This window comes from Brevundimonas sp. 01N35, assembly GCF_056399785.1.
This window is the reverse complement of sequence record NZ_JBFTRZ010000010.1, coordinates 1-18,302: the sequence shown is the minus strand read 5'-3', so window position 1 is coordinate 18,302 and position 18,302 is coordinate 1. Positions and strand designations below refer to the sequence as shown.

Annotated in this window: 19 protein-coding genes; 8 read left to right on the top strand and 11 right to left on the bottom strand. The window is 68.8% G+C overall.

Annotation, left to right across the window (positions count from 1 at the left end):
• Window positions 1-9 precede the first annotated feature (9 nt).
• Both AC1DJ5_RS11345 and AC1DJ5_RS11340 read left to right on the top strand, forming a co-directional pair.
• Window positions 10-891, top strand: a complete 882-nt coding sequence (locus tag AC1DJ5_RS11345; protein ID WP_477020648.1) for a ParB/RepB/Spo0J family partition protein — start codon at window positions 10-12, stop codon at window positions 889-891.
• Between the two features lie 36 nt (window positions 892-927).
• On the top strand, window positions 928-1,116 hold the full coding sequence (locus tag AC1DJ5_RS11340) for a hypothetical protein (protein ID WP_441455193.1): 189 nt from the start codon (window positions 928-930) through the stop codon (window positions 1,114-1,116).
• Window positions 1,117-1,375: 259 nt separating this feature from the next.
• On the opposite strand, the gene holA is transcribed toward AC1DJ5_RS11340, so the two are convergent.
• The 4 genes from holA to AC1DJ5_RS11320 all read right to left on the bottom strand — a co-directional run bounded on the left by holA (window position 1,376) and on the right by AC1DJ5_RS11320 (window position 6,045).
• Entirely contained in the window at window positions 1,376-2,428 is a 1,053-nt protein-coding gene (holA, locus tag AC1DJ5_RS11335) for a DNA polymerase III subunit delta (RefSeq protein ID WP_441455192.1), read from the bottom strand.
• Window positions 2,429-2,453: 25 nt separating this feature from the next.
• On the bottom strand, window positions 2,454-2,948 hold the full coding sequence (gene lptE, locus AC1DJ5_RS11330; protein ID WP_441455191.1) for an LPS assembly lipoprotein LptE: 495 nt from the start codon (window positions 2,946-2,948) through the stop codon (window positions 2,454-2,456).
• A complete protein-coding gene (gene leuS / locus AC1DJ5_RS11325; RefSeq protein WP_477020647.1) occupies window positions 2,948-5,515 on the bottom strand; it encodes a leucine--tRNA ligase in 2,568 nt (855 codons plus the stop codon). The genes lptE and leuS overlap by 1 nt, the downstream gene beginning before the upstream one ends.
• An 83-nt stretch (window positions 5,516-5,598) precedes the next feature.
• Window positions 5,599-6,045: a DUF3576 domain-containing protein gene (locus AC1DJ5_RS11320; protein WP_477020646.1), complete on the bottom strand. Its 447-nt coding sequence runs from the start codon at window positions 6,043-6,045 to the stop codon at window positions 5,599-5,601.
• 334 nt (window positions 6,046-6,379) lie between these two features.
• Between AC1DJ5_RS11320 and AC1DJ5_RS11315 the strand changes: the two genes are divergently transcribed.
• Window positions 6,380-6,778, top strand: coding sequence for an NtrZ family periplasmic regulatory protein (locus tag AC1DJ5_RS11315; RefSeq protein ID WP_441455188.1), 399 nt, complete (start codon window positions 6,380-6,382; stop codon window positions 6,776-6,778).
• Between the two features lie 16 nt (window positions 6,779-6,794).
• Here the strand turns inward: AC1DJ5_RS11315 and AC1DJ5_RS11310 are convergent, their stop codons facing one another.
• Window positions 6,795-7,436, bottom strand: coding sequence for a thiamine phosphate synthase (locus tag AC1DJ5_RS11310; protein ID WP_441455187.1), 642 nt, complete (start codon window positions 7,434-7,436; stop codon window positions 6,795-6,797).
• Between AC1DJ5_RS11310 and AC1DJ5_RS11305 the strand changes: the two genes are divergently transcribed.
• From AC1DJ5_RS11305 to AC1DJ5_RS11290, 4 genes are all read left to right on the top strand, one after another.
• A complete protein-coding gene (locus AC1DJ5_RS11305) occupies window positions 7,435-8,145 on the top strand; it encodes a YggS family pyridoxal phosphate-dependent enzyme (RefSeq protein WP_477020645.1) in 711 nt (236 codons plus the stop codon). The two genes, AC1DJ5_RS11310 and AC1DJ5_RS11305, sit on opposite strands and share 2 nt — an antisense overlap.
• A 58-nt stretch (window positions 8,146-8,203) precedes the next feature.
• Window positions 8,204-8,890 carry a response regulator transcription factor gene (locus tag AC1DJ5_RS11300; RefSeq protein WP_441455184.1) on the top strand — a complete coding sequence of 229 codons (687 nt, stop codon included), beginning with the start codon at window positions 8,204-8,206 and terminating at the stop codon, window positions 8,888-8,890.
• A gap of 7 nt (window positions 8,891-8,897) precedes the next feature.
• Complete coding sequence (gene gcvA, locus AC1DJ5_RS11295) at window positions 8,898-9,824, top strand: transcriptional regulator GcvA (RefSeq protein WP_477020644.1); 927 nt, start codon at window positions 8,898-8,900, stop codon at window positions 9,822-9,824.
• Between the two features lie 98 nt (window positions 9,825-9,922).
• Window positions 9,923-10,045 (top strand): hypothetical protein, encoded by a 123-nt coding sequence (locus AC1DJ5_RS11290; RefSeq protein ID WP_441455182.1) that lies wholly within the window; start codon window positions 9,923-9,925, stop codon window positions 10,043-10,045.
• 58 nt (window positions 10,046-10,103) lie between these two features.
• Here AC1DJ5_RS11290 and xth read toward each other — a convergent pair whose 3' ends face one another.
• From xth to AC1DJ5_RS11275, 3 genes are all read right to left on the bottom strand, one after another.
• Complete coding sequence (xth, locus tag AC1DJ5_RS11285; RefSeq protein ID WP_441455181.1) at window positions 10,104-10,901, bottom strand: exodeoxyribonuclease III; 798 nt, start codon at window positions 10,899-10,901, stop codon at window positions 10,104-10,106.
• 220 nt (window positions 10,902-11,121) lie between these two features.
• Window positions 11,122-11,757, bottom strand: a complete 636-nt coding sequence (locus AC1DJ5_RS11280; protein ID WP_441455180.1) for a LolA family protein — start codon at window positions 11,755-11,757, stop codon at window positions 11,122-11,124.
• A 297-nt stretch (window positions 11,758-12,054) separates the two neighbouring features.
• The gene (locus AC1DJ5_RS11275) at window positions 12,055-14,529 is read right to left on the bottom strand and encodes an FtsK/SpoIIIE family DNA translocase (RefSeq protein WP_477020643.1); all 2,475 of its coding nucleotides are present in this window, start codon (window positions 14,527-14,529) and stop codon (window positions 12,055-12,057) included.
• A 143-nt stretch (window positions 14,530-14,672) separates the two neighbouring features.
• On the opposite strand from AC1DJ5_RS11275, the gene AC1DJ5_RS11270 reads away from it, so the two are divergent.
• Window positions 14,673-15,923, top strand: a complete 1,251-nt coding sequence (locus tag AC1DJ5_RS11270) for a UbiH/UbiF/VisC/COQ6 family ubiquinone biosynthesis hydroxylase (RefSeq protein ID WP_477020642.1) — start codon at window positions 14,673-14,675, stop codon at window positions 15,921-15,923.
• A gap of 70 nt (window positions 15,924-15,993) precedes the next feature.
• Here the strand turns inward: AC1DJ5_RS11270 and AC1DJ5_RS11265 are convergent, their stop codons facing one another.
• The 3 genes from AC1DJ5_RS11265 to trxA form a co-directional block, all read right to left on the bottom strand.
• Window positions 15,994-16,188, bottom strand: a complete 195-nt coding sequence (locus AC1DJ5_RS11265; RefSeq protein ID WP_441455177.1) for a Trm112 family protein — start codon at window positions 16,186-16,188, stop codon at window positions 15,994-15,996.
• 112 nt (window positions 16,189-16,300) lie between these two features.
• Complete coding sequence (locus AC1DJ5_RS11260; protein WP_477020641.1) at window positions 16,301-16,957, bottom strand: LON peptidase substrate-binding domain-containing protein; 657 nt, start codon at window positions 16,955-16,957, stop codon at window positions 16,301-16,303.
• A 13-nt stretch (window positions 16,958-16,970) separates the two neighbouring features.
• Window positions 16,971-17,870 carry a thioredoxin gene (gene trxA, locus AC1DJ5_RS11255; RefSeq protein WP_477020640.1) on the bottom strand — a complete coding sequence of 300 codons (900 nt, stop codon included), beginning with the start codon at window positions 17,868-17,870 and terminating at the stop codon, window positions 16,971-16,973.
• Between the last annotated feature and the right edge of the window lie 432 nt (window positions 17,871-18,302).

The window sequence follows — 18,302 nt, the reverse complement described above, 5'->3', positions numbered from 1 at the left end:
AACAGCATCTTGTCCGAACGTCAGCGTGGTCTGGGCCGGGGTCTTTCGGCCCTTCTGGGAGAGAACGTCGCCGAGAGCGCGCCGGTTGACGGGCCTCAGCCGACCGGCGTGCGCGCCGTGCCGATCGAGAGCCTGAAGCCCAATCCCGACCAGCCGCGCAAACATTTCAGCGCCGACAATCTGGAAGAACTGACGGCCTCGATCCGCGACAAGGGCGTGCTGCAGCCCATCCTGGTGCGGGCCCAGCCCGGCGAGGACGGCGTCTGGCAGATCATCGCCGGCGAGCGCCGCTGGCGCGCGGCTCAGGGCGCGCGTCTGAAGACGGTGCCGATCATCGAGCGGGCCATGGACGACGTGGAGGTGATGGAGGTCGCCATCATCGAAAACGTCCAGCGCGCCGACCTGAACCCGGTCGAAGAGGCCATGGCCTATGGCTCGCTGATCTCGCGCTTTGGCAGGACCCAAGACGCCCTAGCCGGCGTGGTCGGGAAGAGCCGCAGCCACGTCGCCAACACCCTGCGCCTGCTGCAACTCCCCGACAGCGTGCTGAACCACGTCATGGAGAACCGGCTCTCGGCCGGTCACGCCCGCGCCCTGATCACGGCCCCCAACCCGGAGGCCCTGGCCGAACAGGTCCTGTCCAAGGGCCTGAACGTGCGTCAGACCGAGGCCCTGGCGCGCCGCGCCGCCGATGGTCCCAAGCCGTCGAAGGCCAAGCCGGTGCTGAGCGGGGAGGGCGCCGCCGACGTCGCCGCCCTGGAGCAGGATCTGGCCGACGCCCTGGGCCTGAAAGTCCTGCTGGCCGACAAGGGCGGCAAGGGCGAGATCACCATCAAATACGGCACGCTGGAACAGCTCGATGACCTGTGCCGCCGGTTGATGCGCGGCTGAAGGGTCTTTCTGGTCAGGACGTGCTAAGGTGCGTCCATGACCGATCAAACTGACAAGACCAGCGCGACCGAAGCCCTGAAACGCGCCCTCGCCGCTAAAAAGGCCGGGGCCCAGGGCGGACAGCCCGGCGCCAAGACCGTGGGCAAGGCCCCAGAAAAGGCGATGCAACGCCAAGCCGCCGCCATGAACCAGCCCGCCTTCCGCAAGGCCTCCAAGCGGGGCTAGTGCTCGCTTCCCTCTCCCAGCGGGAGAGGGCTTGAGCCTCCAAGAGCGAAGCGAATGGATAAGGCGAAAGGGTGAGGGGCCCAGGCCTCCAGTCGGCGTAAGTCGCGGAACGGCTTACGCCGAAGGCAACCAACGACCCTCATCCGGCCCTGCGGCCCACCTTCTCCCACTGGGAGAAGGGCGAGAGAGCCGAAGGCGTCGATAAGACGCCAACGGGAAGACGGTCCTCAAGCCGCTCCAAGCGCAATTGGTCCTTCGCCTAAAGCCCCATACGCTTCGCGCGGGCGGAGATTTCCAGCAACAGGCGTTCGGCGATCAGGGCTTCGGGCATTCCCGTGGTCTTAGTGGCGATGTCGGCGGTGTTGACGCTATCCTGGACCTCGTCGAGCATTTCCAGCCGCCAGGCGCGGGCCTGACGCAGGATTTCGGCCTCCTGTTTCCAGAAGACGCCGGCGGACTTGGCGGCCTCCTTGGCGCCGGCCCCGGAGGCTTGCAGCACATTGATTCGGCGAAGTTTTCCCAGGTGAATGGCGGCCATGCGCACGGCCATGACGGCGCTTTCGCCCTCGGCCAGGGCGCGGCGTAGGCCGGATTGCGCCGGGCCGGGGCGACCGCCGAAGGCTTGCAGCGCGGCGTCGGACAGCGAGGCGTCGGGCTCGACGCCTAAATGCTCTTCCAGTTCCGGCACGTCGATGATGCGACCGGAACCGGGGCCGATGTAGAGCACCAGGCGCTCGATCTCTTGGCGCATCAGACCGCGTTCGCGGGGCAGCCGGGCGACAAACCGGTCGAGCGCATCGCCGGTCAGGCCGACCTTGTCGGCCCCCAGAGCCTCGCGGGTCATGCGGGCCACGTCGCCGACCTCGTCTTCATAGCAGGCGATGCCGACAGCCCCGGCCGACTTTTCAGCCGCCTTGCGCAGGGCGGATTCGCGGCCGAGCGCCCCGGCCTCGATGACCAGCATGGCGTCGGGATTGTAGCCGCCGTCGGCGTGGATGGTCAGGGCGGCGGCGATGGCCTTGTCGACGCTGGGCTTGCCGTCCGACAGGCGGATGCGCACTAGGCGGCGCCCGCCGATCATGCTCAGCGCCGTCAGGGCCTCCTCCAGCTTGACCGCATCGCCGTCGATGTCGGCCTCAGTCAGGAAGGTGACGTTGAACGGGTCGTTCAGGTCGGGGGTGATGGCCTTGTAGAGGGTCAGGGCGCGCTCGGTGACGCCCGAGCGGTCCTTGCCGTGGATGACGGCGGCGCGGATATGGGCGTCCGGCGATTTCAGGAAGCGGTCGACCTCGGGCCGCTTGGCCAGGATCACGTGATCATCCCCCTCGGAGTGCGGCTCACTGGCCCGCCAGGGCGCGCATCAGGTCCAGCCGGATCAGGCGCGCCAGGTCGGCGGCGGCCCGGTCCTCGCCGTCCTGCTGGGCGGCGATGGCGGCGTAGGGCTGGTCGGCGGCGGCATAGGTGGTGGTCGTCGTCTGGGAGCCCTTGATCGGCGCGCCGCCGTCGGCCGGCGTCAGGGTCCAGTCGGCCTTGACCGTCAGCTCATAACGGCTGGCCGTATCGTCGATGCGCCGGCCCAGGGTGCGGCGATGCTGAACCACCTCGGTCGTCAGGCGATAGAGGGGCGTCGCCGCGCCGTTCCAGCCGAAGGCGTCCTCCAACTGCTCGCGCAGCCGATAGCCCAGGCGGTTGTCGGGGGTGGAGACGGCGATGCGCGACAGGCCCGCGCCCACGCCCCCGCTCTGGCCCATGTCGCCGTACATCGGCGTGAAGCCGCAGCCCGACGCCGCAAGGGCGCCGGCGACGGCCAGCAGGGCGAGGGCGCTGCGCATCAGCCGGCCACCAGATTGACGATACGGTCGGGCACCACGATCACCTTGCGGACGCTCAGGTTGTTGGCGGCAAGGTAGGCCTGAACCGTCGGATTGGCGAGAGCAGCGGCCTCGACCGTCGCATTGTCCGAACCGCGCGGCAGGACGACCTCGCCGCGGCGCTTGCCGCCGATCTGTACCGGCAGGATCACTTCGTCGTCGGCGGCCAGGGCGGCGTCATAGACGGGCCAGGGCGCGTCCAGCACCATGCCGTCCTGACCCAGGCGGGTCCAGGCTTCCTCGGCCAGGTGAGGGGTGAAGGGGGCGATCAGGCGGGCCAGGGCCGAAAGGGCCGTCTTCCGGGCCTCGTCGCTCGCCTTGTCGTGGTGACGGATGGTCGCCAGGAAGGCGTAGAGCTTGGCGATGGCCGAGTTGAAGCGGAAGCCTTCGACGCCCTCGCTGACGGCCTTGATGGCCTTGTGGGTTTCGCGGATCAGGCTGGCGTTCTGGGCGCTGTCGCCCTCGCCGTTGGTCGTGTCGGCGTCGAACTCGGCCCAGACGCGCTGGACGAAGCGGCTGGCGCCTTCGACCCCGCCGGGAGTCCATTGCACGTCGCGCTCCGGCGGGCTGTCGGACAGGACGAACAGACGGCCGGCGTCCACGCCATAGGTCCCCAGGATCTCCTGCGGGGCCACGACGTTCTTCTTAGACTTGGACATCTTCTCGATGTCGCCGATGCGGACCGTCTCGCCGGTCGACAACTGGCGCGCGCTGCGCTTGCCGTCGAGGGTCGTGATCTCGATGTCGGTCGGCTCGACCCAGGCCCCGTCCTCGCGGCGATAGGTTTCGTGGACCACCATGCCCTGGGTGAAGAGGCCGGCGAAGGGCTCCTTCACGTCCATTAGGCCGGCGTCCGACAGGGCGCGGGTGATGAAGCGGGCGTAGAGCAGGTGCAGGACCGCGTGTTCAACGCCGCCGATGTACTGATCCACCGGCAGCCATTTGGCGGCGGCGGCCTTGTTGATCGGTTCGTCCGCCTTCGGATCGGCGAAGCGGGCGAAGTACCAGCTGGAGTCGACGAAGGTGTCCAGCGTGTCCGTCTCGCGACGTGCCTCGCCGCCGCACGACGGGCAGTGGACGTGTTTCCACGTCGGGTGGCGGTCCAGCGGGTTGCCGGGCACGTCGAAGGTCACGTCCTTGGGCAGCTCGACCGGCAGTTGTTCGGCCGGAACCGGCACGACGCCGCAGGCCTCGCAGTGGATGACCGGGATGGGGCAGCCCCAGTAGCGCTGGCGGCTGACGCCCCAGTCGCGCAGGCGATAGATGGTCTTGGCCTGCCCTTGCGCCGCCGCCTCGATGCGGGCGATGGCCTCGGCCTTGGCGGCTTCGATGTCCAGGCCGTTCAGGAAGTCGGAATGGAAGATCGAACCGGGGCCGGTGTAGGCCTCGTTCGCCACGGCGAAGTCGTCGCCGGCGCCTTCAGGGCGGACGACCGGGATCACGGGCAGGTCGTATTTGCGGGCGAAGTCCAGGTCGCGCTGGTCATGGGCCGGGCAGGCGAAGATGGCGCCGGTGCCGTATTCCGACAGGATGAAGTTGGCGATCCAGACCGGAACCTCGGCCCCGGTGAAGGGATGGACGACCTTCAGGCCCGTGTCCCAGCCGATCTTTTCGGCCTGTTCGATCTCGGCCTGCGAGGCGCCGCCCTTGCGGCATTCGGCGACGAAGGCGGCGATCTCGGGATTGGCGTCGGCCAGCTGTTTCGCGATCGGATGATCGGGAGCCAGACCGACGAAGCTGGCGCCGAACAGGGTGTCGGGGCGGGTCGTATAGACCTCGACCGCCTCATGGCCGGCCGGCGCCGCGCCGGGCGCGAAGGCCCATTTCATCTGCAGGCCCCTGGAGCGGCCGATCCAGTTTTCCTGCATCAGGCGGACCTTTTCGGGCCAGCGGCCTTCCAGCGTCTTCAGGCCGTCGATCAGATCGTCTGCATACTGAGTAATGCGCAGGAACCACTGGTTCAGCTTGCGCTTCTCGACCAGGGCGCCCGAGCGCCAGCCGCGGCCGTCGATGACCTGTTCATTGGCCAGGACCGTGTTGTCGACCGGGTCCCAGTTGACGACCCCGTCCTTGCGATAGACCAGACCGCGTTTGTACAGCTCCAGGAACCAGGCCTGCTGCTTGCCGTAGTAGGCCGGGTCGCAGGTGGCGAACTCGCGGCTCCAGTCCAGCGACAGGCCCAGCAGCTTCAGCTGGTCGCGCATGGCGGCGATGTTGGACCAGGTCCAGTCGGCGGGATGAACGCCGCGCTCCATGGCCGCGTTCTCTGCCGGCATGCCGAAGGCGTCCCAGCCCATCGGGTGCAGGACGTCGAAGCCCTGGGCCCGCTTGTGACGCGCCACCACGTCGCCCATCACATAGTTGCGGGCGTGGCCCATGTGGATGTTGCCCGACGGATAGGGGAACATCTCCAGCACATAGTATTTGGGCCGGCCGGTGTCGTCGTTCGACACCGAGAAGGCGTCAGCGGCCGCCCAGCGGGCTTGCTGGCGGGGTTCGGCGGTCTTGGGCTCGTAACGAGTGGCCACGGCGTATCCTGAGGCAGCGCCTCAGGCGCTTGGCTTGAGGCGGGCCTGAGGTCAGCGTTAAGTGGCGAAAAGAGAGGCGGCTCTTAGCGAGCCGCGTTGGCGAGGTTGAGCTGACGGGCGCGGGTCAGGATGGCGTTCTCCAGATCCGTTTCCGTCTGGGCCGCGACCGGGGCGGCGGTCCAGGCGCCGGCGGCGTCCTTGACTTCCTTGGTCACCGACACGTTGAGGGCGTCGGCGCGCAGGCGGCGATCCAGAATAAAGACGGTCGCCTTGAAACGCTCGTTCGGCGCCTGCGGATTGACGTACCAGTCGTAGTTGATCACGCCGCCCCAGGGGTCGGCGCTGGCCAGAGGCATGAAGGCCAGGGTGTCCAGGGTGGCGCGCCACAGATAGGCGTTCACGCCGATGCCGAGCTGGGCGTCCGCCTTGGGCGTCTTCGCCTTGGCGCCGACGAAGGGCAGGCTGGAGCAGCCGCCGAGCAGCAGTCCCGACGCGATCAGGGCGACCGCAGCGCCGCGAACAAATGCCATTCCGAGAATCTCCGTAAGGGTTCGAGGTCGAGCCGTGATGCGGACCTCGCGCGCGTATGCCCGAAGAACCGCGCACGTCTGCGCCGCAGCGACGCTCTATAACACGGTGAAAAGGGGCGATGACAAGGCGAAGCGGTGTTCGGCCGCCGGAAGCCGACTTATTGGCGTGCTGTCAGCGCCACAGGGCGGCGTCAGAGTCGTTCGGAACCGGTTGCGCACGGCCACGTTGCGTTGACCGGGTGGACCAGCGGTGTCTAATCGCTGTGTCCTTGGGCTTCGGCCCTGGGTTCAGGAAAAAGGATCGGCGCGTCAACGCCGTTCCAAGGGTTGGAATATGCGTTTCGTTGCGATCATCGCTGCGACTGTGGGCGCCCTGGCTATCGCCGGGGTGGCTGACGACGCCTCGGCCCAGGCTCGCCGCGCGCCGGCGGTCTCCCTGACCGAAGCCGCGGCCCAGTCGTCGACCGCTCCGGCCGCGCCGCAACGTCGCGGTCTGCGCTGGAACGACAGCGGCCGCTGGGGCCTGAATTTCAACCTGAACCAGCCCGTCGGCCGCGAGACCGACTGGGGCGACGTTGAGGCCGGGGCCTATTACCGCCTCAGCCCGCGCCTGCGCGTCGGCGCCGCCGCCAACCTGGCCTCGCCCGAGATCGACCCGGCTCGCGCCCCCGAGAGCGCCGCCGACCGCCGCGCCGCCCCGCGCGTGCGTCTGGAAACCATCTTCAAATTCTGATCGTGGCCTAGGCTTTTCAGGCGAGGAATGCCGTCTGCACGGCGTCCACGCCGGCGATGCCGTATGCGCCGGATCCGATCAGGGCGGTCGCATTGGCCGCGCCGATTCCGCCCAGGGCGTAGACGGGGCAGGGCGCCGCCGCCGCCATCGCGGCGAAGCCTTCGAGCCCCAGCGCCATCCTGACCGCCGAGGCGCCGCCCGCCGGGAAGACGGGCGACAGGACCAGGGCGTCCAGATCGCGCCCGGTCTTCACCGCCTGCAGCGAATGGGCCGCGCCCGTCAGCAGCCAGTCGGGCCGTCGTCCCGACAGGGCGTAGGCCGCCGACAGCGCCCGTTCCGGCAGATGCACCCCGTCCGCGCCGATCCTCTCGGCCAGATCGGCGTCGAGGCCGACCAGCAGGCGGACCCCCGCCGCCTTCGTCGCCGCCCTCAGTCGCAAGCCTGTCTCCAGCGCATCGGGCCCGCCGAAATGCCGGAAGACGACGCCCGCTCCGGCGGGCAGGCGCACCGCCGTCTCCCACGGCCGGGGCGTGCGCGCCGGGTCAGTGAGAAAGAGCAGAGGAGGCAGGGGCTTTCGGGGCGGGCTGACAGCCGCCGCCGCACGGGCTAGAGCCGTCGCCGTCTCCCACAGCGTGCGCGCGTCCTCGGACAGGGTCATGACCGCCTCTAATCCCGCTTTCGCCGTCTCGTCCATTGCTGATCGCTTCGCCGCCGTGCGCGGGCGCATCCACGAGGCTTGCCAGGAGGCCGGTCGCGATCCGGCCTCCGTCGTCCTGACCGCCGTTTCCAAGACGCAAGGCCGCGAAGCGCTGGAGGCCGCCTTGGCGACCGGTCAGCGGATCTTCGGCGAGAACCGGGTGCAGGAGGCGCAGAGCCATTGGGCCGACCGCCGCGCCGCCTTCCCCGACCTAGAACTGCGGCTGATCGGCCCGCTGCAGACCAACAAGGCGGTCGAGGCGGTCGAACTGTTCGACGTCATCGAGACCCTGGACCGCGAGAAGCTGGCCGCGGCTCTAGCTGCCGCGATGGCCAAGACCGGCCGCGCGCCGCGCGTTCTGGTCCAGGTCAACACCGGCGCCGAGCCGCAGAAGGCGGGGGTCTTGCCGGATCAGGCCGACGCCCTGATCGCCGCCGCGCGCGATGTCCACGGCTTGGCCGTCGAGGGGCTGATGTGCGTCCCGCCGGCGGACGCGGCGCCGGAACCGCATTTCGCACTGCTGGGCGAAATCGCCGCTCGAAACGGCCTGTCGGTCCTGTCGATGGGGATGAGCGGCGACTATCAGGCCGCCATTCGTCTCGGCGCGACCCATGTTCGGGTGGGTTCGGCCCTGTTCGGGGAACGAATTACGCCCGCCGCGCCCTCTTAAAGCGATGAATTAGCGGAGCACCCTTGGCGAACCCCTCAAGCCTCGCCATTCTCTACTCATGGCCACGCCCAAGACGATCCTGATCATCGACGACGACGACGACCTGCGCGAGGCGCTGGCCGAGCAATTGGCCCTGCACGAGGAGTTTCGTCCCGTTCAGGCCGCCACCGCTGCCGAGGGCGTGCGTCAGGCCCGCGAGGTGCGCGCCGACCTGATCCTGCTGGACGTCGACCTGCCCGACATGGACGGCCGCGAGGCCTGCCGTCTGATCCGCAAGGCGGGGGTCTCGACCCCGGTCATCATGCTGACGGCCCAGTCGTCGGATTCGGACGCCATCCTGGGTCTCGACTCGGGCGCCAACGACTACGTCACCAAGCCCTTCCGCTTCGCCGTCCTGCTGGCCCGTATCCGCGCCCACCTGCGCAGCCACGAACAGTCCGAGGACGCCGTCTTCCAGATCGGCCCCTACGAGTTCCGCCCGGCGTCGAAGATGATGCTGGACGACAAGGGCAAGAAGGTCCGGCTGACGGAGAAGGAAACCAATATCCTGAAATACCTCTATCGCGCTGGGGCCAAGCCAGTGTCGCGCGAAGAGCTGCTGACCGAGGTCTGGGGCTACAACGCCGGGGTCACCACCCACACGCTGGAAACCCACATCTATCGCCTACGTCAGAAGATCGAGCCCGAGCCGGGTCAGGCGCGGCTGCTGCTGACCGACACGGGCGGCTACCGCCTGCAGCCCTGACGGGACGATGAGCGAGCGTCGTCCGACCCCGCCGCTGGTGGCGCTCCGGGCGTTCGACGCCGCTGCGCGCCTTGGCAGCTTCCGCGAGGCCGCCGAGGAACTGGGCGTCACCCCCGGCGCCGTCAGCCGCCACATCAAGGCGCTGGAGATGCGGCTGGGCCTGCGCCTGTTTGACCGCTTCAACCGCTCCGTGGTCCTGACCGCCGACGGCCGCCGTCTGGCCCAGGGCGTGGCCGACGCCTTCGAACGGCTGGAAAGCGTACTGGAGGCCGTGCGGCCGGGGCGCAGCCGTCAGTTGAGGATCTCAGCCCTGCCGTCGCTGGCGGGCAAATGGCTGTCGCCGCGCCTGCACCGCTTCAGCGAGGACAATCCCGACCTCGACCTGATCGTCTTCGCTGAGGACCGTCTCGCCGACCTGTCGAACGGCGAGGCCGACGTGGCGCTGCGTTACGGGGAGGGGCCCTATCCCGGCCAGGTCGCGCGTCGGTTGATGAGCGAACGTCTGATCCCGGTCTGCGCCCCGTCCCTGGCCGCAGCACGCACGATCCGGACCCCCGCCGACCTGTTGGACGCTGTGCTGATCCATGAAAGCTGGCACGACCTGCCCTTCGCCGACCGCATGGGCTGGAAGGCTTGGTTCGAGAGCGCGGGCGTCGTCGACCCGCGCGTCCAGCATCTGCGCGGGCCCATGTTCAGCCACAGCCATCTGGCGCTGGAGGCGGCCCTGTCGGGGCGCGGCGTGGCCCTGACCTCGGCCCCGCTGGCCGCCGACGACCTGAGGGAAGGCCGCCTGATCCAGCCGGTCGACCACGCCCTGACCAATAACCTGGCCTATTGGGCCGTGGTCCTGCCCGAACGCGCCGACGAGCCCAAGCTGCGGCGCTTCCTCAGCTGGATCGAGGCCGAGGCCCACGCAGACCCGGCCGTCGAGTGATCTGAACTCACTCGACCCAGCCTAACCGTGGTTTGCCCACAGTCGGTCGATGGACCATGTTCGGTGCATTCGGATCTCCCCGCCGAAAGGACCAAGACATGAAACTCGTGCATCCCCGCGCCGACGCCCTCTCGTTCGAAGCCGTCGTCGTCTTCACCGGCAGCGTCACCCTGATCCTGCTGGCCGTCCTGGCCGGCGCCAAGCTGCTCGGCGCCGCCTGACGCAGAATGGCAGGCGGTCGCTCCCCCGACCGCCTGCCGTCCGCTCATCTGAAATTTTCTAGACGTCCAGGTCCATCACCACGGGGGCATGGTCGCTCGGCCTTTCCCATTCGCGCACCGTGTCGAGGATGCGCGCGCTGCCCTTGACCACGGCGGGCGTCAGGCCCGGCGAAGTCCAAAGGTGATCCAGCCGCAGGCCCCGGTTCGACACGCGGAAGTCCTTGGCGCGATAGCTCCACCAACTGGCCAGCTTGACCGGATCCGGGATCTGGTCGCGGACCACGTCGGCGAAACCGCCGGCGTCCTGAAGGCGGCGCAAGGTCTCGATCTCGCTCGGCGTGTGACTGACCACCTTGAGCATGAACTTGTGGTTGAAGACGTCGTTGTCGCCGGGCGCGATGTTGAAGTCGCCGGCCAGGACCAGAGGCCGCTGCTTGTCGCGCGTCCGCATCTCGGCGGTCAGGCGCTCATAGAAGTCCATCTTGTGATCGAACTTGGGGTTCAGCGCCCGGTCGGGCAGGTCGCCGCCGGCGGGGATATAGAAGTTCTGCACTTCCACGCCCTGGATCAGTCCCGAGATGCAGCGGCCGTGGCCCTCGCGGCAGAGATCCAGCCTCGGATTGTCGAGGATCGGCAGGCGGCTGGCGATGGCCACCCCGTGCCAGCCCTTCTGACCGCCGATGCGCAGGTGGGGCAGGCCCATTTCCTCGAAGGCCTGACGGGGAAACTGGTCCTCGGTGCATTTGATTTCCTGCAGGCACAGGACGTCGGGCGCATATTCGGCGACGAAGCGGGCGACCTGATCAATGCGCAGGCGGACCGAGTTGATGTTCCAGGTGACGATACGAAGGCTCATGCTCCGGCCTTAGCATGGTCGGGGCATAAAAAAGCGCCCGGAACGGGTCCGGGCGCTGTCAGTTCGTCTCTCTCGCCGCCGGGAGGGGATGATTCCATGGCGGACAGAACGGCCGCCGCCGTTCCTGTGCTCAAAGTGTCACAGCGGGGAAAAAAGTCAAATCAACAGAATGCGTCGGCGCTGTGGAGTTTGCGTGACGCCGTCCTGGCTGCGGCCGATCCTAGTCGCGCCCGGGGCGGCGGGTCGGGTCGCGCAGTTGGAACAGGCTGGCGGCCAGACCCGAGGCGGGCTGCAGCGACGTCAGCTGGATTCGGGTCCGCGACCCTTGCGCGTCGGTGATGGTCCATTCCTGCAGCCGCAGCGGCGAACCGGCGAAGGCTAGGATGACCGAGCCCTCGTTGGGCTTGGAGGCGTCGCGGGCGGTGATGGCGAAGGCGCCGGAGTCCATTCGCGTGACGCGGTCGACGCGCACGCCCTGATCCAGCCGGACCTCGCGCGCCAGGAAGGTCGACAGCGGCGTGGCCGCCAGCGGCACCTGACGGAAGACGTTCAGGCGCGGATCATAGCGTTTGACGTTGTTGCCGTCGGCCACGACCAGCAGGCCGGCCGGGTCGCTGTATTCGAAGCGCATCTTGCCGGGACGCTGCAGCCAGAACTTGCCCGAGCGTTGCTGGCCGCCAGGGCCAGTCTCGACGAAGGTCCCCTGCGCCGCCGTCAGAGCGGTCAGATAGGACTGGGCCTGACGCAGCACGGCCTGATCCTCGGCGGACAGGGTGGACTGGGCCGAGGCGGGCGCGGCGGCGACGATGGCGAGTGCGGCGGCGCTGAAGCCGAAGGCGCGGCGTGAAATGGTCATGTCTTGTCTTCTCCCATTCGGGATGAGGGTTCGGATCGTCATCAAGCCGGAGGCAGACGGCGACCCCATGACGCCAGCCTGACCATATTTCGGCGGTCCGATGAAGCATCGTTCATTGTTTAGGGTCCTATCGCTCGCCGCGCGGCGGCTCGCTGCTTGAGGACCCAGGCGGTCCAACGGACGCAGGGTGGGGCCGGTTCCGTCCAGTCTTCTTGGCTTTGGCGCTGAAGCAGCGAGCGACCGCGTCGCGAGCGATAGCGCCTCAGCGAAGCTGACGCCTCGGCGGAGCCGATTAGGTCATGGAGGAGGACCGGCTAGGATATCCCGCTTGCCGGCGTGGTTGGCGGGGCTGACGACACCTTCCTGCTCCATGCGCTCGATCAGGGTGGCGGCGCGGTTGTAGCCGATCTGCAGGCGACGCTGGATGTAGGAGGTCGAGGCCTTGCGGTCGCGTGTGACCACGGCCACGGCGCGGTCATAGAGGTCGTCGCCAGAGCCGCCGCCGTCCTCGTCAAAGGCGCCGTCGCCGTCGCCGTCCGGTTCGTCGGTGATCAGGTCGAGGTAGTCGGGCTCGGCCTGGGAACGCAGGTGTTTGCACACCTCCTCGACTTCCTGGTCGGTCACGAAGGGGCCGTGCAGGCGGGTGATGCGGCCGCCGCCGGCCATGTAGAGCATGTCGCCCTGACCCAGCAGCTGCTCGCCGCCCTGTTCGCCCAGGATGGTGCGGCTGTCGATCTTGGAGGTGACCTGGAAGGAGATCCGGGTCGGGAAGTTGGCCTTGATGGTGCCGGTGATGACGTCCACCGACGGGCGCTGCGTGGCCATGATCAGGTGGATGCCGGCGGCGCGGGCCATCTGGGCCAGACGCTGAACCGCGCCTTCGACGTCCTTGCCGGCGACCAGCATCAGGTCGGCCATCTCGTCCATGACCACGACCAGATAGGGCATGGGCTCGGGGCGGATCTTCTCGGATTCATAGACCGGGCGGCCCTGCTCGTCGAAGCCGGTCTGGACGGTGCGTTCGAAATGCTCGCCCTTTTCCTGGGCTTCGCGGGCGCGCTCGTTGTAGCTGGCGACGTTGCGGACGCCGAGCTTGGACATCCGGCGATAGCGGTCCTCCATCTCGCGCACGGTCCATTTCAGGGCCACGACCGCCTTCTTGGGATCGGTCACGACCGGGGCCAGCAGGTGCGGGATGCCGTCATAGACCGACAGCTCCAGCATCTTGGGGTCGATCATGATGAAGCGGCATTCGGCCGGCGTGTGGCGGAACAGGATCGACAGGATCATGGCGTTGACCCCGACCGACTTGCCCGAGCCGGTGGTGCCCGCGATCAGCAGGTGGGGCATGCGCGCCAGGTCGGCGACATAGGGCTCGCCGCCGATGGTCTCGCCGAGCGCCAGCGGCAGCAGGTGGCTCTTCTTGTCGTATTCGCCCGAGGCCAGCAGGTCGCGCAGGTAGACGGTCTCGCGCTTGGCGTTGGGCAGTTCGATGCCGATGGCGTTGCGGCCCTGAACCACGGCGATGCGGCAGGCGCGGGCCGACATGGAGCGGGCGATGTCGTCGGCCAGGGCCACGACGCGGCCATGCTTCACGCCGGGCGCGGGGACCAGTTCATAGAGGGTGACGACGGGGCCGGGGCGGATCTGGTCGATGGCGCCGCGCACGCCGAACTCCGCCAGCACGCCCTCCAGCATCTTGGCGTTCTGCTTCAGCGACTCCTCGTCGACGGCGCCGACGCGCTGCTGCGGCTTGGCCAGGATGCCGAGCGAGGGCAGGTCGAAGCCGTCGCTGGGCTCAAACTCAAAGGTCTGCTGGTCGGCGTCGCGGGCGGGGCGGGGCGCCTTGACGGCAGCGACCTTGGGCTCGGCGGCGCGGGTGGCGCCGCGCGTGGCTGAGGGGGGGGGGATCGGCGCGGGGGCCTCGTCCTCCCACGGCGGCGGGGCGGTCGAGGCGTCCGCATCGGCATAGGGATCGGCCGCATAAGGATTGTCGCCGTCGGCGTGGCCGGCGGGCCCGGCGTTGGGCTCGGGCGCGCGGCGGGGCTTGCGCGCCGCTGAGGCGGGGGCGGTTTCAGCCACGGCGCGGGCGTCGCCCTTGGCGATCTTGGCCGACGCCTTGACCTTCGCGGGGCGCTCCGCGCGGCGAGCGGCGTGCTTCTCGGCGGCCCAGCCGGCGGTGTCGGTGAAGTCGCGCAGGCGCAGACCCACGGCGTAGCCCAGGGCCCACAGGCCGAGGACCAGGAACAGGCCGCCGGCGATCCAGCGCCCGCCCGGAATATGCAAAGCGGCGATCCCCTGGGCCGACAGGCCCGTGACGCCGTCGCCCCACAGCCCGCCCAGCCCCGCCGCGAGAGGCCATTTGGCGGGCGCGGCCAGGGCCGACAGGGCGGCGGACAGCAGCAGGACGCCGCAGACGGAGCAGAAGACCTTGAAGGCCGTGGGCTGCAGCCGGTGTTGCAGGGTGTCGCCGATGGCGACGGCCAGGCCGAAGGCGATCAGCAGCAGGATGGCGGGCCAGGCCGCCAGGCCCAGAGACTGCATCATCAGATCGGCCAGGGTCGCCCCCGTGGCGCCCAGCCAGTTGGTCGGCCCCTGCGTCGACGCGGCGTTCAGACTGGGGTCGGCCGGGTTCCATGAGATCATGGCGACCAGCAGCAGGGTCGACAGCAGGGCTTGCAGCACGCCGCGGAAACGCACGGCGAAGGGCGCCGCCCAGACGATGCGGGCGGTGGACCAGGCGCGTTGGCCGAGCGCGAGGGCGGCGGACATGAAGGCGAACCTCAGAAGACTAGTCCTCCCTTGTCGCGCGACAGGGTTAAGGGGCTGTTTACCAGGCGCGATCAGGCGAGCGCGACCTCTCGCCTCTGTCGAGGCCTCTGGACGCGGACGGCCATCGGCGCGACACAGGCGGCATGGCTCAGACGGACTACGACATCATCATCGCGGGCGCGGGACTGGCGGGAGCGACGTTTGCGCTCGCGGCGGCGCAGGGCGGGCTGAAGCCGGTGCTGGTCGATCCCCAGCCGTTCGACGCCCAGCTGGCGCCGACCTTCGACGGGCGCTCGACGGCTATCGCCTATTCGACCTTCCGCATGTTGGACGCCCTGGGTCTGGGCGAGAACCTGCGACCCCACGCCTGCCGCATGGACCGCATCCTGGTGACGGACGGCAAGCGGCCGGGCGCCGCCAGCCGCCCGCCGTCGCCGGCCTTTATCCGTTTCGACGCCGACGAAATCGGCGACCGCAACGGCGGCGAGCCCCTGGGCTATATGCTGGAGAACCGCCGCATCCGCACGGCTCTGGCCGAGGCCGTGACCGCCGCCGGGATCGAGGTCCGCGCCCCTGCCAGCGTGGCCGGGGTCGAGGTCGGGCCCGGTCTGGCGACCGTGACGCTGAAGGACGGCTCGACGATTCAAGCGCCTCTGGTCGTCGGGGCCGAGGGGCGCGGCTCGACCGTGCGCCAGGCGGCCGGGATCGACACCCTGGGCTGGGCCTACAAGCAGAGCGGCGTGGTGGCGACGGTCAAGCTGGGCCGCGACCACGGCAATGTCGCCCATGAGTATTTCCTGCCGGACGGCCCCTTCGCCATCCTGCCCCTGACGGAACAGCGCGCCAGCCTGGTCTGGACCGAGAGCAAGCGACGGGCCGAGGCGCTGAAAGCGGCCTCGGACGAGGCCTTCCACGCCCACCTGATGCGGCGCTTCGGCGAGTTCCTCGACGGGGTCGAGGTCGTGGGGCCGCGCTTTGTCTATCCGCTGTCCTTGCAACTGGCCGAGAAGCTGGTCGCGCCGCGCATCGCCATCCTCGGCGACGCCGCCCACGGGGTGCACCCGGTGGCGGGGCAGGGCCTGAACATGGGGCTGAAGGACGCCGCCGCCCTGGCCGAGGTTCTGACCGACGCGGTGCGGATCGGCGAGGACATAGGCTCGGAACTGGTGCTGGAGCGCTACGCCCGCTGGCGCCGGTTCGACAACGCCGCGCTGGCGGCGGGCTTTGACGGCTTTGTGCGGCTGTTCTCGAACGATCTGGCGCCGGTGCGGCTGGCGCGCGACCTGGGCATGGCGGCGGTCAACCGCATCGCCCCCCTGCGCCGCGCCTTCATGCACGAGGCCGGCGGCGCGACCGGGGACCTGCCGAAGCTGCTGAAGGGCGAGAGGCTTTAGGCGAAGAGCCCTATCGCTCGCGCTGCGGGCGCTCGCTGTTTGAGGGCGGACCGCGCCTTTGCCCCTAGAGTCAGTCCAGAGGACGGGCGTCTTCGACCAGCATGATCGGCACGCCGTCGCGGATCGGGAAGGCCAGCTTGGCGCCGGTCGAGACCAGTTCGTTGCGCTCGCGGTCATAGGTCAGGCGGCCCCGCGTGACGGGGCAGACCAGGACCTCCAGCAGGCGGGGATCGACCGAGACGGGGGTGTTGAAGGCGTCGCTCATTATTGTGCCCTATCGCTTGCCGCGCGGCGGCTCGCTGCTTGAGGGCGCCGGTCGCCCAATAGTTCGCCAGAGGCGGTTGCGGTTCATAGCGCTAGGTCGGAGCAGCGCCAACTCACTGCATCGCCGGGCCGTCTTCGTCGCCGGGGTCGGCGGCGTCGATGCGCAGCAGGGAGGTCAGGGCTTCGGCGCGGTCTTCCAGCGTCAAGGCTTCCAGCAGGGCCTGTTTCTCGGCGGGTTCGAAGGGCAGGGCCATGGCCAGGCTGTTGATCAGGGCTTCCTGCGGCGCGATCCCGGCCGTGTCCCAGTCCACGTTCAGCCCGCGGTGCTCCAGATAGGGGCGGAGCGCGTCGAGGAAGTGGTCGCGGTCGAACTCGGCGGTCGGGTCGGGGGCGCGCAGGTCCCCCTCGAACGGGTTGAAGTCGGCCCGGACCTGCCGATAGGGCGTCTTGACCTGAAGCTCGCTGGTCACGCGAAACCGGCACACCCCGGTCAGGGTGATCAGATAACGCCCGTCCGAGGTCTCGTTGAAACTGGTGATCCGCCCGGCGCAGCCGACGCGGGCGAGCGGCGGCTGGAGGTCGAGATCGCCGAGCGGCTGGATCAGGCCGATCATCCGGTCGCCGGCCATGGCGTCGTCCACCATGTTCAGATAGCGCGGCTCGAACACGTTCAGCGGCAGCTGGCCGCGCGACAGCAGGATGGATCCCGGCAGGGGAAACACCGGGATCACCTGGGGCAGTTCGATCGCCTTGATATAGCCCTGGGCCATCGTCGGTTTCCGATCAGGCGAACAGGATCGACGACAGACGCCGGCGTCCGTCGCGGGCGACTTCGCTGGGCGCGCCGGCGGCCTCGAACACGGTCAGCAACTGCTTGCGCGCCGCCTGTTCGTTCCAGTCGCGGTCGGCCTTGACGATGGCCAGCAACTGATCGACCGCGCCGCCCAGATCGCCCGCCGAGGCCAGGGCGACGGACAGATCGTAGCGGGCCTGATGGTCATTGGGATCGGCGGCGATCTTCGCTTCCAGTTCGGCGCTGGCGCCGGTAGGGGCCGAGGCGGCCAGGGTCAGCTGGGCGCGGACGCTCTGCACCATGGGATCGGTCGAGTCGGCGGGGGCCATGGCGATGGTCTGGCGCGCCTGTTCTGCGTCGCCCTCGGCCAGATAGACGCGGGCCATGCCGGCGATGGCCTTCTGATGGTCCGGCTCGATGGTCAGGACGTGGGCGAAGGCCTGCGCCGCGCCGCCGAGGTCGTTCAGCGACAGGGATTCCTCGCCCAGCGACAGCAACTGTTCAATGTCGGTGTTGACGCCCGCGCCGCCGGTCAGCTTGTCGATGAAGGCCTTGATCTGGCTGTCGGGCACGGCGCCCTGGAAGCCGTCGACCGGCTGGCCGTTGACGAAGGCGTAGACGGTCGGGATCGACTGGACCCGCAACTGGCCCGCATAGGCCGGGTTCTTGTCGACGTCGATCTTGACCATCTTCACCGCGCCCTTGGCGCCGCGCACGGCCTTTTCCAGCGCCGGGCCCAGCGTCCGGCACGGGCCGCACCAGGTGGCCCAGAAGTCGACGATGACCGGCTGATGCTTCGAGGCCTCGATCACGTCGGTCATGAAGCCGGCGTCGGAGCCGTCCTTGATCAGGTCGTCGGGCGTGTTCAGCGTCGGGTCGGCGAAGGTCATGATCGGGTCCGCGTATGGCTCGAAGAATCGTAACGGATCAGATGGCGTCGGGATGCCTCGCCATCAAGCGCTGAAATGGACGCAGGCGGCGCCGGCCGCGAGGCTTTCAGACCCGGCGAGGAAAAAACAGAGTCCAATTCGTCTGAATCGTCTGAAATCGGGCGCTTTGCGGCGCGGCATCGAGGCCCGCCATAGCAGAGCGTTGCGTCAGAATGGGTCGCGAGCGAGGCTGTCGGGAGGCGCTTGCTCCGGAAGCTGCAAGCGGACAAATCGAATGTCCGCCAAGGGTGGTGGGCTCAACCGGTGAACGCAACACGCTAACTTTTCTTCGGAGATGGAGCGTGGGCGATGAAGCAGCGGCGGCGGATCTATTACTCGGCGGCCCAGCGGGCTGAAATCTGGGATCGCTGGAAGGCGGGCGAGTCGATGAGT